Source organism: [Micrococcus luteus] ATCC 49442, from assembly GCF_010367585.1.
GTDB lineage: Bacteria > Actinomycetota > Actinomycetes > Actinomycetales > Micrococcaceae > Arthrobacter > Arthrobacter luteus_A.
In genome coordinates this window covers 1,339,147-1,354,432 of record NZ_JAAAXP010000001.1, presented here as the reverse complement: position 1 = coordinate 1,354,432, position 15,286 = coordinate 1,339,147, and the positions used below count along the sequence as shown (strand labels likewise).

Here is a 15,286-nt window from a genome sequence, read left to right as displayed (position 1 = left end):
GGCCTATTCAGGTGTGTGGGGTGGCGGGGTCAAAGTCCCTGGCTAGTGGGCCTTCCGCCTGCAGTGGTGGGGTTCTGCGGTTCCTCGCTCCGGTTCTGTCGGGTGGGCCGGGGGTGGCCGACACCTATTCATGGTTCAGGGCTGCGGGTACGACATGACTTCGCTGATTTGGAGCGGACCCGTTTTTGAAATGCTTCCTCCCGAAGGCACGGGAGCTACAGTGCGCCGTTTGTCCTGCCAAAGGGGTGGTGGACAGTGTCCACACTTATGTCTGCTTTATAGAGGGTGCCCGGCCAAGGGAGGGGAACCGAGCAAATTCCGAACTGCAAACGAAGCGTACGGCCCTGATTGCGCAGGGGAGCGGGCCCAGCGACTACGGAGCTCAGTGTGGCAAACAGTGAAGCTGGCTCTGGTTGTTCAACGCGTACGGAGCCCACCCGACTCTGACACACCCTGAATGCTTCGGCCGACGGTAGTAGCCACCCCAGCAACCTGGTTGACTCGGTATGTACCGGCGAATGGCCCCACCGACCAACCTTTAATGGCGCTGCCGTATGAGCAGTATGAGAACTGTCAGATTTCGGTCTTAGGGTTGTCCGAAGTCGTCGTTGGTGCAGGTAAAGCGAACCTCAGTCTGACTACCCCTAAGGGCCTTCCTGACGTCAGGTTGGGGTGTACCCCTCCTTGGACGCGACGCCATCCGAATACGGGGCGGGGCTCCCGGTCTCAGAACCGAAATCTTCGGCTCCGGCAGGATCGGTTTCAGACTCGGAGGAACTCCTCTTGCTGCGGCATCCCTACCTGGCGGGGATTAATTCAGTTCAGCCGGTGCTGGGGTCCAGGGCTGCCAGTTCTGATTCGATTTGTTGTGCCAGTGACCGGAGCCGCCGGACGTGTTCCTGGGAGATAGGCGTCGGCTGCGACGTCACTTGTGCGTCGACGTCGAAGACGGTGTTGGGGCTGTGCCAGACATTGAACCATTCCAAGCCGTGGCCGAGCGCGTCACGGGTCACTCCTTGCAGCAGAAGCAGGGGTTCACGGGTACTGGTATGGAGTTTGTGAGCAAGGTCAGTATCTGCGGCCACGGCCTGGACCTGTCTGGGTCCGCCTGCCGGATGGTAGCCGTGCTCCCGCATGAGGCCGAGCAGTGAGGCGTCTTCCAACAGTTCCTGGGTGAAGTGCGGGAAGAGGTCGCGTGGCACCCAGGTGCGCATGAAGGCTACCGGGACGTCTTCCAGGTAGCGGATGCGTTCGATCTTCCATGTGTTGGTGGTGTTGAGTGCCTCTATAGCCGGCTCGGGCGGGGCTGCGTGTTCGACGGCGATGACGTGGGTTCGCAGGCGCTGGCCGTGCGCGGCGGCCTGTTCGTCCAGCCCGCCGGCTCGCTGGATATGCCTGCGGAGGACCGGGGCGGCGGCCACGACGCTGCCGCGGCCGCGCTGGCGGCGGATCAGCCCGAGGTCGGACAGTCCGGACAATGCTTGGCGCACCACGCTGCGGGAGACACCGAACTGTTTTTGGAGTTCCTCTTCGGTCGGAAGGGGGGAGCCGGGGAGCAAGGGCCGTTCGAGGATCTGCCGGTGCAGGATGTCCCGGATCTGCGCGTGAAGGGGCGGGCCCTCCTCCCGGTTCAGGCCGTTGGCCCGTTCACGGGGCTCTGCCCCTGCTGGTTGCACAGTCACTCTGACTCCTTTGCCGCTTGAGCACATCTTAGCCTGCAGGTGTGGCGTCTCCTGCTTGACGGGTGATCCAAACCACAGGTAATGTACGTACTAATTGTACGGACTTGATCCGGCGACTGGAACATACAATGACGTAGAAAGGTCGAGTAAATGACGCAGCTGCACTTGAGGGGCGGGCGTTCACGCCTACCGATGTTTGCCTTCCTCCAAAAGGTCCCCGCAGGCATGATGCTGATCCCGCTGATGCTGGGGGTGCTGATGAACACCTTCGCACCCGAGGCCTTGAAAATCGGCGGCTTCACCACCGCGCTCTTTAAGGAGGGGGCCCTGACTCTGATCGCGGTGCTGATCCTCGCCACCGGCGCGCAGATCACCGGCAGCCACAGCGGCAAGGCTGCCGCCTCCACCACCACCGTGGTGCTGGTCTGCAAGACCCTGATCCCGGCCACGATTGCGGTGATCCTGGGCCTGGTGGTCGGCATCGAAGGCATCGCAGGGGTATCGATCCTGGCGATGCTGGCCATCTTCGGGAACAGCAACGGCGCCCTGTGGCTGGCGTTCGCCGGCCAGTACGGCGACGAGCGGGACACGGGCGCTTACGTCGCCAGCGCCTTTGATGACGGGCCGTTCCTGGCCCTGATCTTCCTGGGCGCATCCGGGCTGGGCGACATCCCCGTACTGGCCTTCGCTGCGGCACTGATTCCGTTCATCATCGGCCTGATCATCGGCGCAGTGGACCGGGAGTGGACGAAGGCACTGGACCACGTGCCGAACATCGTGATCCCGTTCATGTCCTTCGCTGTTGGCACCGGCATCAACCTGAAGACCGTGCTGACCGGCGGATTCGCCGGGATCTTCCTCGGCCTGATCGTCGTCGTGTTCACCGGAGGCCTGACCTATCTGGGGTACCGGTTCGTCCTCAGGCGCGGCTCCAAGAGTGGCATCGGGTTCGCCGCCGGCACCACGGCCGGCAACGCCGTCGCCGTCCCCGCGGTAGTCGCCGTCGCCGACCCGCGGTTTGAACCCTTTGTCGCCTCCGCCTCAGCCCAGGCCGCCACAGCAGTCCTCGTGACAGCGCTACTCGCCCCGATCGTCGCCTCCTGGGCACTGAAGCGGGCCGGAGGCCTTCAGCCGGCCGATCCGGTCCCCACCGTAGTCTGAGCCACCCCTTATACATCCCTTCCATGGACGGAGAAACCATGCGCGACCCGCGCTCGGTGCGTTGCACCTACTACCTAGAGTCCGAGATTGACCCTGCAAAAGCCGCAGCCATCATGGCGGGCGAGCAGTCCAGCGGCACGTTCCTGCCGGTACCCGGCGAGTCCGCACGCATCCGGGAGCGGCACGCCGCACGCATCTCGGACGTTCAGGAGCTGGGCTTTTGCCGGCCCTCCCTGCCCTCACGATCGACTCCCGAAAAGGTCCGGGCCGCCCTTGTCACCGTCGATTTCCCCATGGAGAACGTCGGCACGGACCTGGCCACCCTGCAGACCGCCATCGCCGGCAACCTCTTCGAACTGGGCGACCTTTATGCCTGCCGCCTGCAGGACATGGCCCTGCCGGAGGACTTCGTCGCAGCCCACCCCGGCCCGGCATTCGGTATCGAGGGGACGCGCAAACTCATCAGCGACGTTCAGGGCGTCATGGTCGGCACCATCGTCAAGCCCAACGTCGGACTCTCGGAAGAGGAATTCCGGCTCGTGGTCCGGGACCTGGCGATGGCCTCCATCGACCTGATCAAAGACGATGAACTGATGACCGACCCGGCGTACCTGCCGTTGGAGCGCCGGGTCGCGGTCGCCACCGAAGAAATCCGTGCCGCTGAGCAGGTTACCGGCCATTCCACCATGTATGCCTTCAACATCACCGGTGACCTCGCAGGACTGCAGAAGCGCCACGACCTCGTCGTTGGAGCCGGCGGCACTTGCGTGATGCTGAACATCCCGGTCATGGGCCTGCCCGCCCTGGCCCTGCTGCGCAGCTTCGCCGAGGTACCGATCCACGGCCACCGTGCAGGCCTCGCCGCCTCCATGCGGTCCAAAGCACTGGGCATGGACTACCGGGTCTGGCAGCAGATGGCCCGCCTCGCCGGCGCCGACCACCTGCACGCCAGCGGACTCGGCAGCAAGTTCTACGAACTCGACGAAGAAGTCGCCGCGAACATCCGCAGCCTCCTCGAACCCCTCGGACAGACCATCGCCCCGCTGCCCGTCCTGTCCTCCGGGCAGAACGTCACCACCCCCGGACCCACCTTCGAAGCCGTTGGCTCCACCGACCTGATGATGCTCGCCGGCGGCGGCGTCGCAGCCCACCCGGACGGTCCCGGCGCCGGAGTGCGAAGCCTGCGCCAAGCCTGGGAAGCGGCCGTGGCCGGCGTGCCCCTCCAGTCGGCAGCGGAAAAGCAGTCCCAAACCGGGGACAATGCACTCCTGCACGCAGTCCAAACCTTCGGAAAAGGTGCCTGACATGCCCGCTTTCGGTTTCGTCGCAGACGACCTCACCGGAGCCGCCGACGTCCTTGCCCAGTCCCACCGCTACGGCCTTGAAGCTGTGCTCGTCATTGGCGACGCGCCCCTGCCCGCCGATGCTGACGTCGTCGGAATCGCCGGACCCTCCAGGTCCCTGGCCGGGGAAGCATTCGACAACCTGGTACGCCGGGATCTGGCCGGCATCGCACCACTGAACCTGGAAGTGCTCCTCTACAAGGTCTGCTCCACCTTCGACAGCTCCACTACTGTCGGCAGCATCGGCCGCGGCATCCAGCTTCTCCATGAGCAGTTCCCCCTCCACGGCCCAATCCCCGTGGTCCCGGCCCAGCCAGGGTTCGGGCGCTACACCGCCTTCAGCAACCACTACGCGACCCATGCCGGCCAGATTTACCGGTTGGACCGCCACCCCGTCATGTCCCGGCACCCGTCCACCCCCATGGCCGAAGCCGACCTGCGCCAGGTCCTCGCCGAACAACTAGGCAGCGCCCAGGAACCGGACGCGATCCACCTGCCCGCCTATGACAACGGCACCTTCAAGGACGCCTGGGCCGACCGGCGGCGGGACCTCGGCGCCCAGGCCTTCGTCGTCGATGCCGTGGACGAACACCACATGGACGCCGTCGCCGAAGCACTCACGCGGGAAGAGCACGGCCACGGGCCCTCCGTCGTCGTAGGATCAGGCGGCATCATGGCAGCACTGGCCCGGTCTGTCTCCGACCACGCCCCGCGCACACCCGGACCGCAGCGACCGTCGGGACCCGTGCTGGCCATCAGCGCCTCAGCGTCCAGCACCACAGCAGAGCAGATCAACGACGCCCTCACCCACGGTTGGGAGGACGTGCCCGTTCCTGCCGAGCTGCTGCAACGCCACGACCCGGCGGCCGTGGCAGCCCTCGACGAGCAGGTCTCCGCTGCGCTACGGTCGGGCCGCAACGTCGTCGTCCACACCACCCGCGGCGCGGCAGATCCACGCTACGGAACCGGCACACCACTGGACGCCGGCTACGTCGGCGCACTGATCGGCGGCATCGCCGCCAGGATGGCCGGCGCCGGCCTCACCCGGGACATCGCCGTGTGCGGGGGAGACACCTCCAGCCACGCACTCATCGCCATGGGCGTGCGCGAACTGCGCGTCTCGGACCAGTTCGTCACCGCAGGGCCGATCCTGCAGACCGACGGCGCCTCCGCCGTCGCCGGCTGCCGGCTCGTCCTCAAGGGCGGCCAGGTCGGCCCCACCAACATCCTGCGCCGCTTCGCCGGCCAAACCGCTGACTAACACCCACAAGCAATTGCTCCACCCATCACCAGAACCAACGAAAGGCGGCCCCCATGCGGGCAGTAGTCAAAAACGCGGCCGAGCGAGGCGTTAAGTACGTCACCGACGCCGGAGACCCCAAAGCCACAGAAGGGTCAGTCGTCATCCAGGTAGGCGCTGCATCCCTCTGCGGCACCGACCGGGAACTCTACGAATGGACCCCCTCCGCGCAGGCCTTCAACCTCAACCTCCCCGTCATCCTGGGCCACGAAGGCGCAGGCACCGTCGTCGAAATCGGCGCCGGCGTTAACGGGCTCAGCGTGGGTGACCAGGTGGCCCTTGAAAGCCACCTGACCTGCGGACAATGCTTCCCCTGCCGCACAGGCGACGCACACACCTGCGAACGTACCGGCATCCTCGGCATGCATATCGACGGTGTCTTCGCCGAATACGCAGCCGTCCCCCAGGACATCTGCGTCAAACTCCCCACCGGACTGTCCCTTGAATCCGGTGCCCTGCTCGAAGCGGCCGGCGTCGCCGTCCACGCCATCCAACGCGCCAACTACTCCGTCGCAGGACGCGCCGTGCTCGTCAGCGGAGCAGGACCCGTCGGCCTCGTCGTCGTAAATCTTGCACTGCTCATGGGCGCCTCCCACGTCATCGCCGTCGACCCCAACCCCTACCGCCGCGCCCAAGCCGAAAAACTCGGCGCAACCGCACTCCACCCCGACGACGGCATCATCGAACGCTGCCGCGAACTCACCGGCCGCCGCGGCGGCTTCGACGTCGCCTTCGAATGCTCCGGAGCCCCCGGCACCCTCACAACACTGTTCGAAGCCGTCCGACGCGAAGCCACCGTCATCACCGTTGGTCACCCCGGCCGGCCGGCCGAGGTCGACATCGCGGCATACATCAACAAAAAGGGCATCACCCTGCGCGGCATCTTCGGACGCCGGCTCTGGGAAACCTGGGAACAAAGCCTGCTGCTGCTGGAGTCCGGAAAACTGGAACTCGACTGGCTCATCACGCACCGCATGAAACTCAGCCAAATCGACGAAGCCGTAGAACTGCTCACCGGGGACGCCTGCAAAGTCCTGCTGATTCCGGACCTCGGCTGATCCGAGCCCCGCCTGCCGAACTGCCTCATTAGAAGTGCGCGTCTAAGGCAGAATCAAGGTGACAAAAGCGGGGGTGTGCATCGTGATGCATACCCCCGCTTTTCTCTCCAAATCCCAATACTGCCAACGCCGCCCAAGCCATCGCAGGTAATGCTGAAAGCACCACATCGGAAGAAATCACATGAACGGGGACGCTAAAACAACAAGTTTAGCGACGCTCGCGACTAAACGTCGCCCCCTTGACTATCACAATTGGATCCACTTAAACACGGGCGACCGAGTTGTCGTCAAACGGTATGGTTTCGAACCAGAGCACGGCACTGTGGACATCGTCAGCGAGGACGCAACATACTTCTGGGTCTGGATTGACAGCCAAAGCCGAGTCCTGATCTTTCATGGTGACGGAGCAGTAATTCACAAAAGCTTCTAACGGCAGGATGCGGAAAGCACCTCGGATCAGGTGCTATGACCCCTCTGGTGTCTCCTACCGTGGCAGCCCACATCTGATCGCACACTACGCGCCGTGATGAACCCGCAAAGGTCTAAGAAACCATGCGCAGAATCGAAGGAATACGAACCACCATGTCAGCAGAGACGCCGCTTATCGTTGTCAGAGTCGAGGATGCCGCTTCAGTTGGCCGCGAACTGGAGCAAGCCAGTGCAGTACTGCGTGAAAAGGCCACGAGCTCGGGCCTTCTTGTCACCAGGGTGGACTTCACGACGTATACCGTTGCACTCCATCCCGACATCCCGTTTGGTTTCACCCAGGAACTCGATCTGCTCTGAAGGCGGGCGGCCCCATTGCATCCGGTACGCAATACGGCCGAATGTGCGCGCCCTGGCTTCACCGCAAAGCGTTAGGTGCACCTCTTTTTTGGCCTCCCCCCGCACCCGATTGCAAAAGCCGAGAATGGATATTCCGTCAGCCTCGGCAGGGCTACATCACGAAGTCCAAAAAAGAGTGTGGACATTGTCCACACTCTGGGCACCGGATCCGGTCTTACTGTCTTCGAATTGCTTCGGATTCCGCATGTTTCCGCGGGTTCCCAATGATTGCAAGGCCGGGAATGCAGTTCGAGTCCCACCTCGGGCACAGTGTTACCGCAGGTCAAAGGCTTATTCCCTTTTTAGTGTTGACAGAGCTTGACAGAGGGCAGGCCTTGGTGTTGCGATATTCCCTTTTTTGTGCCTGACAGCTCCTTTTCGGGTGGGTCCTCATGCCTTCCTGTTGGCCGGAGCAGACTGACCGTGCCTTCCTGCCGTGCTTAGGTTTCGCTGTCGACGCCAATGGCTAAAGTGGGGGTGTTCCGGCAACTTCCCAGGAGAACTTACATGCCTTCGCCCGACATGGCAGAGCTCGATCAGCTACTCAGCCTGGCCTTCTCATTGCACACTTCACCCGGTTCCTACGCATTTGTGCTTGGGGCTGGGATTTCAGTACCCAGTGGAGTTCCCTCTGCGTGGGGGGTCCAGGAACAACTGATCCAAAAGGTTGCGGCCGTAGAGAACGAATCGCCGACGGATCCGTTCGAATGGTACTCGCGACGGTTTGGTCTTGAACCGTCCTACGAGTCCTTGTTGGAGAAGCTGGCGCCTACGCAAGTTGAACGCCAGAGGCTTCTTCGTAGTTTCTTCGAGCCGGACGAGGAAGAGCGTGAACAAGCTCTGAAGCGACCTACGCAAGGCCATCGTGCGATAGCTAGGCTTGTGCGGTCCGGGGAGGTGCGAATTGTCCTGACCCTTAATTTCGATAGGTTGATGGAGGCGGCTCTCCGCGACGAAGGTATCGAACCTGTCGTCGTTAGCCATCCCTCTGACATTCACGGGTTGCCGCCGCTCCACACCCTCGGCGCTCTCGTCGTCCACCTGCATGGTGATTACCTCAATCCGACCGCGATGCGAAACACGCAGCAGGAACTGTCCGGCTACGAATTGCACGTCGATCAGTTTCTGGATCGAATCACTTTCGACTACGGGCTGGTGCTGGTCGGCTGGTCGGCAACGTACGATCCAGCACTCGTTCGTGCCCTGAGTCGTAGCCCTCGTCGCATTTACACCCCGTATTGGGTTGAGCCGAGAGACCTCAGTGAATCGGCTCAGGGCCTACGATCTGCACTCGGCGCTGTCAAGGTTTCCTCGACGGCGGACGCCGCCCTTGGGAATTTGGCTGACGCCGTTGACTCGTTGAAGGAGCGTGCTGCGCGGCACCCCTTAGCGGTAGCTGCCGCGGTAGGCACTGCCAAACGCTATCTTTCCGGCAGAGCCACTGCTATCGGGCTTCACGATCTCATCAAGCAGGAGCTTGATCGGCTAAGAAATCAGAACGATCTCCTCCAAAGTCATACGGGTGAAGAGTCGCCCGACGGCGGATACCACGCGATGGTCGCCCGCGTGGAGGAGGCAAGCTTCGTGCCGACCGCTTTGCTGGCCACTGCAGCCTACTGGGGGAGCGTGTCCACGGACCGCTGGTGGATTCCGGAGATTCCCAGATTCGCCGGACAAGCCAGAGGAAGTGGACTGACAGATGTTCTTCGCCTCCAGATGGTTTGCGCAGGCCAGTTTCTATACTCCGCAGGCGTGGCCGCAATTGCCTCCGGACGATACGAACTCGCTCGATCACTGATTTGCATGCCGGTCCCGGCCCCGTATGAGGGAGTCAGGCTGGCTGGAGACGCGCTGACACCCGAAACCGTAGTTTCGAGTTCAGGCTCGCCAGCCAAGCTGCTGTTTCAGCGCATTGAGCCAATTTTCGTTGAACATCTGGCTACCGGAAAGCAGCAGTTCGACGATTCGTGGGAGGCATTTGATTTTCTGAGAATCGTAGAAATGACACTGCAACGCGCCGGTTCGCAGGTGGCCGCGGACAGGCTCCGAGCGTCCAACGGTGCCCTTGCGGCAGCCAAGGAGCGAATGGCCGCGGCAAATGCTTCTAACGATGCCGATGAACACGACGAGGCTTCGTCGGCGCTCCGGTCGGCGACGCAGGCAGCCGACCGAGCGCTTGGCCAGTACGCTGACATGATTCCAGTATTCCGCCCCTACCTACGGGTCCAGCACGCTCCTCGGGGAATGGGCCATCGTTCGGTCGTGGGCGGAAGAATTCTCGGACAGTTGGAAAATGAGGGCCAATCCTCGCCAATCTTGATCGCGGGATTTGGCGGAGGTGATCTTGAGCTGTTGATTGCCACGTGCCAGGCGGTCGACTTGGCAATCGGTCGAGTGGGGCACGAGGCTGCCATGGCCAGTCTCCCGCGCGGAGGCGGCATCGTTCCGGATCACTTCCGAATCGGGGACCTCTAGACGCGGCGTGATTGGACGATCTCACGGCCGCTGGTGGTTTCACTTTTGCGGTTTGTAGCAGTTGGATCCAGCCGAGGTAAAGCCTACAAATCTGCTGCGGGATACGGCTTTTGCAACCCGGGTGGCGCCGGATCGCTCGCGTGGCTTGCCCGAACTGCGTTTGTCACTTTCTCGTCTGTTCAGCGTGAGTATTCTGCGAGGGTCCTGTTGCCTGCGTACACCAGACGGTCGACGAGGTTGAGCCAGTTGCTTCCAGCTCCTCGTGCGTCGGCCTCGGGCTTGATCTCCACCAGCCACTCGTCCATCGGCGCATAGGAGACGAGCTGTCGGTCCGTCCGCGAAAGGCACAGTGCGTCAAGCCAACTCAGACCTTTGCTCAACTGCGCGTTGATTGGGAGTTGGCGCAGGAACCGGATGAGCTCGAGCAGGCATGAGGATCTGCCGGCCGCGTATGGGAGCCACCGAGGAATAGAGTCCAAGAGATCGTCGGGTTTCACCCACTGGAAGGCGTGGTGGCCGAGCTCATCATGCAGTGACTGGGTAGTCCCAGGATGGTTCGGAAGAAGGTGGCTCAATGCGTAGTCATTGAAGCCGACTGCCTGGTCGTAGATGGCCCTGTTCGCTTCCACCTGGTCGAGGACGTGTGCGAATAGGGTCGGCCAAACTTCTCTCGCCGCCTCAGCGAGCTCTTGGGTCTCTGCTCCGACCGCGGCCAAGTCCCGCAGGAACGCGCTGAACACGTGGCTGGCGGGGGCAAGGGCCGTGACGTACTCAGACAGCAGGTCGTCGGCTGGGTCCGCGCGCGACTGGATGTGCAGCAGTGCCCGTGCCGCGGAAATGGTCTGGGCGCCGCGGTCGTCAACAAAGTAGCCGTCGTCGGAAAGCTCCTGGGTGACCATGGCGTGTGCCTGTGCCTTCAGAAGCGTTTCCAGGTGCTGTTAGGCGATCTCGGCGACGCAGGCGCTGGACGAGGAGGCGCGCCCGAGCGCGCGGATGGTTGCACTGAGGCGGGACGTCTCGAGCCTCTCCGGTGCAATCACAGGAATTCGAACCATGACGTCGCCGGTTACCATGACTTGGGGGAATTGCTGAAGCCCGTCATCGAACTCGCCGATTTCGCAGAGCCGGGCGAGGTCGAGCGCCCACTGGTAGGCGGTCAGATGCAGACATGGGTCCCCTGAGCACGGATGCTCCCAGATGGTGTCACACGCGCGGGAGAACCTCAGGCAGGTGTCCGTTGCTGCGAGTGGACCGAGGGCCGAGGCCGCCGCGGCGACATCGTCCGGGGTGGCGCCGGCCTTCTGGAGTTGTTCGGCAAGTTCAGGAAGAAGCAGGTGCGGGATTGCTGCGGCGGCGGCTCCTCGCGTTCCAATGTCGTTCTCAAACCTGAGTGCGTCGCTGTCGCGTGCGGCGTCCTGCGCAGCCCTTTCGAGGATGCCCAGGATGGAAGTGATCGCGAAGGAACTATTCTGGTCGAGTGCTTCGGGATTTCCTTCCGCGGCGCTACGGATTGCGGCTGATGCAACGTAGGCGAGTGCGAGGAACGGGTCGGATGCTGCGAATGCAGGTGGGTTGTCGTGCAGGTCCTTGACCAGTGCTAGGTCATCCGCAATCTCAGCCGGAGTTGGCGGCGTCCAACCTTCTTTCTGCTGTCGTGCCGGAATCCAGTACTTGTTCTGGAGCCCTATGAGGAGGTTGCCGCGGGCCATGTCGGCTCGCAGCGGAGCGAGCTCTTCTTCGATGATCCTGGGCTCCTTGACCGAGATGAGCACTCCGCCCTCTGTGGGCTGGGTCGTCATGTTGCCTGAGTCGAGCGCGGCTGCCCAGCGCTGGACGGTGGACTCGCCAGCGTCATACCGGGCGGCGTTAGCGGCTAGCTTAGTGCCCAAGTCTCTGAGCTCTTGTTGGCGCTCTGGGCCGGCGCTTACCGCAAGGAACCCTACGATGTCGCGCAGGTACCACTTACGTCGTTCGGGATTTGTGATGCCGTCATCGGGCGCACGCATGAATCCAACGGTCTCATGAGTAGCTCGGATGGAGTCGAAGTCCCAGACGAGCGGCTCGACAAGGTAGCGATCAAGCACCTTCGGGTCGTCGGCTAAGTGACGAATGGTGGCGCCGACAATGAGTGCAGGCATGGCCAGGTTCTCGCATCCGTTCAACAGCACTGTCGCCACATTTCCAATCGCAGCCCCGTCGGCGACCATGCGGTCGACCCACCGTTCAACCGCCTGGAGTGCGCTCATGCACGGGTACGGTCCATTGGTATTGCCTCGGTACCATCCCCAGACGTTGCTGTCTCCGACGTAGGCTCGCTCGGTGCCGTCGATCGCAAGCGTGAACTTCGAGCCGGCAGCGACAGCTCCTGAGCCGTCCTCAGCGAGGCAACGGATGTTTGCTGCATGGTTCAGTATCCGGTTCACGACCGGAACCCAGTCTTTGTGCTGACACATTCGCATCAGAACCCAGAACGACCCATACCCGTGGTTGCTCAAACTTTGGAAGCCGCGTGTCTGGTGGTCGCGTATGCCGTTCCATAGTCTCGAGCCGCTACCGCCCCGGTTGTCGATGTAGTAGGCCTCGGTGAGCTGGAGGAGGAACTTGGGGTCGTACAAACCGAGGCTCCATGCGCTCCAGTCGAGGTCGACTGCCGGTTGGAGTCTCGACGGCGAGTGTTCAGCCACCTCGGACAGACAGGCGCGTACATCCTCGTTGATATCTGGGCCGAGGAGCGCGACCAACCGGATGTACCGCTCCTGGGTAATCTGCCAGTTAAGGGTACTTTGGCGTCGTCTCTTGTTCGTGTAGCCGACGAAGACGTTGAACACGACCTCTTCCTTAGACTCCGTGGAGCTTTCTACGGGAGCGGTCGGCGGGTGGTGGTTCCGCCAGTGGTCAAGTAGGAGGTCTCTTAGAGCCATCCGGGTCGGGTTGCACGTGGGCAACCCGATCACGATGGCGGAGTTGAGCCATTCGCATACAAAACGGAACACTTCGTCGTCCTGGTGCCACAGCTCGTTGACCTCCTCGATCAGGAGGCGCACGACCGGCTCACCGCGTGGCACGTCGACCATGTTTTCGTGCCGCTGATGGAGCGAAACGACTCTGACGAAGGTCGCGAGAATGTCGTCCGAATCGGCGGCACCTGCGTCAAGGATGTACCGGAGAAGGTCGTACGCGTTCGGCATCTCAAGTACAGCTTCAAGCGGTACGTCCTTCCAGCGGGCCGTGGAACCGTCACCGAGGGCGTCGAACTGGGCCATCAGTGCCGCAAGCTCAGCATTGGGATCGTCCGCACCGGTGAGCTTGCCTTCGCATGCGAGCTTGGCCGCGGACATCGACCATCGCATGGGTCCGGATGTTTTCAAGGTTTCTGTGATGGATGGTGACCGTACCAAGCGGACGGCTGTCGCGAAGCGACGGACTTCTTCGTGCGCGAACTCAGGCTCGGCTTTGCGCAGGTTCTCTGGCGCCACCAAGAGGTCGGCCCGCAGAGCGTCGAGCGCGGCATGGTCAGGGCGAGGGGAGGTTCTCTGGGCCTCCGGCAGTTCGAGCTCGGCCTCGCTCATAGCCACCAGGGCTTCGCTACGCGCTGTCGCTGAACTCCCGCCTGCTGCGCGGCCGATGAGGTTCTTCCAAATCAGCTCAAGACAGCCCCAGTTATCCAGGGGCGTAGTTACCGTGCTGCCGGTCCGAGCTAGAAGATCAACGATCGCCAACCGCCGATACAGCGACTTGGCTGGCAGGTTGCGGAGCGCGCCGGCGATTGCCGGTACCTCCTCTCGTACGACATGTAACTCAGCGTCGTCGAGCCCGGGGACCTCGAACTTCCGAGGCTTCGAGTAGATGCCGATTAGTGTGCCGGCGGCATCCTCAGCGGCGGTGTCGGCGGCGATCAGGATCAGGCCGACATCGGCAGCATGTGCGGCGTCCGCGAGTTCTCGCAGGAGCGGAGCACGTCCTTCGATTGTTGCGTCCGCTGCGTCGACGATGAGGAGGCGCGATGGTGCCGACATCTCGCTGAGTAAGTCGGCGAGCGGCATACCGAGGTCCGATGACAACGCCGCGACGCTGCCGCGGGTCCTCCGCAAGTTGAGGACGACAAACTGAAAGTCGTCGTCGGCTGCAGCGAGCGCCGAGGCGGCCGACAGCGTCAGAGCACTCTTGCCGGTTCCTGATTCACCCGTAATCAGGGCTGCCCTACGGGTCGTCCCGGCGAGAACGAGCTCAGCTTGTACAGTCTCCCTCAGCTTCGTGCGCGGGAGGTAAACCCCATCCGGCAAGTCGTGGCGGACGGCAACCATTGCAGAGTTTTGTTCGACATCGAGCTGCGCCCATGCAGCTTTTGATCTTCCGGCATGGGGTGCTAGTACGGAGTGGAGTTTGCGTCGAAGTAGGGGAAGATCAGCCACCGAGCCCTTCTGATCGAACTGCGAGGCCCCGGCCGACTGGAGATAGTTGCGGACATCAGCACCACTTTTTCCTGGCCGCGCGAGTGGGTTCAGCCGGTTGCCTATTCCCACCCAATCCGATTCGTCGTCGGACTCGACGCGGAAGCTTAGGATCCAGAGTCGCCTGAGAAGCGACCAGACAAGGCTCCGGTGTTCGTCTTGGGGTGTCTTCGGGCGAGCCGTCTTCACCAGCCCGGTCAGATGGTCGTATCGGTTTGCGTGGCCAGCGTGACGCTTCGGCTCGTGTATTTGAAGGTGGAACTCGGCCTCGGTCGCGTTGTCCCGCGCGAGGGAGGCGAGGAGCTGGACCTCCTTCTGTGCAGGTGTCATCCCTGCAACGGCCACCGCGACGTATGCGCGCTCGTCCTCGCTGAAGGTTTCGACCTGATCCAGGAGCGCCCCGACGAGCTCCGCAGTCTTCTTATGGCTCTTGATGAACTGCGGGGCACGCCGGGCGGCGACGTGAACAACAACCCGGGCTTCGCCCCTTTCAGCCTCTATCCGCAGATCATCAACAGGATCCGTGGGGTTGGTCTGGAAGGCAAGCCGAACGACCGGCAGCTCATCGGTTTCCTGGCGGCCTGCGCCGAGTAGCATGTCCGCAAGGTAGCTGGTTGCGACCCGATGACCAAGCGTGCTGCCCCCACCACCACCGGCGTAGGGGCTAACCACCGCCACCTCGTCGCCATCATTTGGCGCAGCCTGTTTGCGCGTGGTTTTATCGTCCGCCATGGCCCTAGTTTGCCAAGTCAGGCGTACTGGAGGAAGCCGACAGGCTTGCACTGCGGGTGTAATTTCCACTTCTCGACGATGAAAACAAAGCCAGGGAACCACCTTGCACCTCGAATGGAAGCTAGCGAAGGTCACGTTCAGTGCCAGCGGGGTCTCTGCTCATATTAGGCATGTGGTGAGAGGTCATCGCTGGCGTGGAATCTGCCTGCCTGAGAGAGCCCGTTGATGGCTCGGTGAGTGTCTATTGGAGTCCGCCCCG

9 protein-coding genes are annotated in these 15,286 nt (G+C 62.5%); 6 read left to right on the top strand and 3 right to left on the bottom strand.

The genetic code is table 11. From position 1 onward, the window contains the following. Window positions 1-821 precede the first annotated feature (821 nt). Window positions 822-1,682 carry a GntR family transcriptional regulator gene (locus tag GUV69_RS06130; RefSeq protein WP_244292641.1) on the bottom strand — a complete coding sequence of 287 codons (861 nt, stop codon included), beginning with the start codon at window positions 1,680-1,682 and terminating at the stop codon, window positions 822-824. A 150-nt stretch (window positions 1,683-1,832) separates the two neighbouring features. On the opposite strand from GUV69_RS06130, the gene GUV69_RS06125 reads away from it, so the two are divergent. The 6 genes from GUV69_RS06125 to GUV69_RS06100 all read left to right on the top strand — a co-directional run bounded on the left by GUV69_RS06125 (window position 1,833) and on the right by GUV69_RS06100 (window position 9,844). Beyond that, window positions 1,833-2,843 (top strand): 2-keto-3-deoxygluconate permease, encoded by a 1,011-nt coding sequence (locus tag GUV69_RS06125; RefSeq protein ID WP_164200640.1) that lies wholly within the window; start codon window positions 1,833-1,835, stop codon window positions 2,841-2,843. A gap of 38 nt (window positions 2,844-2,881) precedes the next feature. After that, on the top strand, window positions 2,882-4,147 hold the full coding sequence (locus GUV69_RS06120) for a RuBisCO large subunit C-terminal-like domain-containing protein (protein WP_164206269.1): 1,266 nt from the start codon (window positions 2,882-2,884) through the stop codon (window positions 4,145-4,147). A 1-nt stretch (window position 4,148) separates the two neighbouring features. Then, entirely contained in the window at window positions 4,149-5,447 is a 1,299-nt protein-coding gene (locus GUV69_RS06115; RefSeq protein ID WP_164200638.1) for a four-carbon acid sugar kinase family protein, read from the top strand. 53 nt (window positions 5,448-5,500) lie between these two features. After that, window positions 5,501-6,544: a zinc-dependent alcohol dehydrogenase gene (locus GUV69_RS06110; protein ID WP_164200637.1), complete on the top strand. Its 1,044-nt coding sequence runs from the start codon at window positions 5,501-5,503 to the stop codon at window positions 6,542-6,544. A gap of 582 nt (window positions 6,545-7,126) precedes the next feature. Continuing rightward, window positions 7,127-7,330, top strand: coding sequence for a hypothetical protein (locus GUV69_RS06105; protein ID WP_164200635.1), 204 nt, complete (start codon window positions 7,127-7,129; stop codon window positions 7,328-7,330). A gap of 546 nt (window positions 7,331-7,876) precedes the next feature. After that, window positions 7,877-9,844, top strand: a complete 1,968-nt coding sequence (locus GUV69_RS06100) for an SIR2 family protein (RefSeq protein ID WP_164200633.1) — start codon at window positions 7,877-7,879, stop codon at window positions 9,842-9,844. Between the two features lie 179 nt (window positions 9,845-10,023). Here GUV69_RS06100 and GUV69_RS06095 read toward each other — a convergent pair whose 3' ends face one another. Together GUV69_RS06095 and GUV69_RS06090 are read right to left on the bottom strand one after the other, a co-directional pair. Then, window positions 10,024-10,743 carry a hypothetical protein gene (locus GUV69_RS06095; protein WP_164200631.1) on the bottom strand — a complete coding sequence of 240 codons (720 nt, stop codon included), beginning with the start codon at window positions 10,741-10,743 and terminating at the stop codon, window positions 10,024-10,026. 39 nt (window positions 10,744-10,782) lie between these two features. After that, the gene (locus tag GUV69_RS06090) at window positions 10,783-15,027 is read right to left on the bottom strand and encodes a hypothetical protein (RefSeq protein ID WP_164200629.1); all 4,245 of its coding nucleotides are present in this window, start codon (window positions 15,025-15,027) and stop codon (window positions 10,783-10,785) included. Between the last annotated feature and the right edge of the window lie 259 nt (window positions 15,028-15,286).

Bases quoted from the DNA above. Each gene is read 5' to 3' on its own strand.
- GUV69_RS06125 (WP_164200640.1), top strand. From the start codon at position 1,833: ATGACGCAGCTGCACTTGAGGGGCGGGCGTTCACGCCTACCGATGTTT.
- GUV69_RS06120 (WP_164206269.1), top strand. From the start codon at position 2,882: ATGCGCGACCCGCGCTCGGTGCGTTGCACCTACTACCTAGAGTCCGAG.
- GUV69_RS06115 (WP_164200638.1), top strand. From the start codon at position 4,149: ATGCCCGCTTTCGGTTTCGTCGCAGACGACCTCACCGGAGCCGCCGAC.
- GUV69_RS06110 (WP_164200637.1), top strand. From the start codon at position 5,501: ATGCGGGCAGTAGTCAAAAACGCGGCCGAGCGAGGCGTTAAGTACGTC.
- GUV69_RS06105 (WP_164200635.1), top strand. From the start codon at position 7,127: ATGTCAGCAGAGACGCCGCTTATCGTTGTCAGAGTCGAGGATGCCGCT.
- GUV69_RS06100 (WP_164200633.1), top strand. From the start codon at position 7,877: ATGCCTTCGCCCGACATGGCAGAGCTCGATCAGCTACTCAGCCTGGCC.
- GUV69_RS06095 (WP_164200631.1), bottom strand. From the start codon at position 10,743: ATGGTCACCCAGGAGCTTTCCGACGACGGCTACTTTGTTGACGACCGC.
- GUV69_RS06090 (WP_164200629.1), bottom strand. From the start codon at position 15,027: ATGGCGGACGATAAAACCACGCGCAAACAGGCTGCGCCAAATGATGGC.